This window comes from Enterococcus sp. C102(2024) (genome assembly GCF_040888205.1).
Lineage (GTDB): Bacteria > Bacillota > Bacilli > Lactobacillales > Enterococcaceae > Enterococcus > Enterococcus faecalis.
Genome location: NZ_JBFOHH010000021.1, coordinates 1 through 573, shown reverse-complemented (window position 1 = coordinate 573; position 573 = coordinate 1). Strand labels below are relative to the sequence as shown.

The 573-nt window shown below is 36.8% G+C and carries 1 protein-coding gene; it reads left to right on the top strand.

The window, feature by feature from the left end; all coding sequences use genetic code 11:
- Positions 1 to 13 precede the first annotated feature (13 nt).
- A partial coding sequence (locus AB3I34_RS13980; protein ID WP_031644556.1) for an IS6-like element IS1216 family transposase occupies positions 14 to 573 on the top strand: 560 nt, incomplete at its 3' end.

Sequence of the window (573 nt, the reverse complement as noted above, 5' to 3'; positions counted from 1 at the left end):
AGGAGGAATGACGATGAATCATTTTAAAGGAAAGCAATTTCAGCAGGATGTGATTATTGTAGCCGTGGGCTACTATCTTCGTTATAACCTTAGCTATCGTGAAGTTCAAGAAATCTTATATGATCGTGGCATTAACGTTTCTCATACGACGATTTATCGTTGGGTGCAAGAATATGGCAAACTACTCTATCAAATTTGGAAAAAGAAAAATAAAAAATCCTTTTATTCATGGAAAATGGATGAAACGTACATCAAAATTAAAGGAAAATGGCATTATTTGTATCGAGCCATCGATGCAGATGGTTTAACCTTGGATATTTGGTTACGTAAAAAACGGGACACACAAGCAGCCTATGCTTTTCTTAAGCGGTTAGTGAAGCAGTTTGATGAACCGAAGGTTGTAGTCACAGATAAAGCCCCCTCTATTACAAGTGCCTTTAAGAAACTAAAAGAATACGGCTTTTATCAAGGGACAGAACATCGTACCATTAAATACCTGAATAATTTGATTGAACAAGACCATCGTCCAGTAAAGAGACGCAATAAATTCTATCGAAGTTTACGCACTGCCTC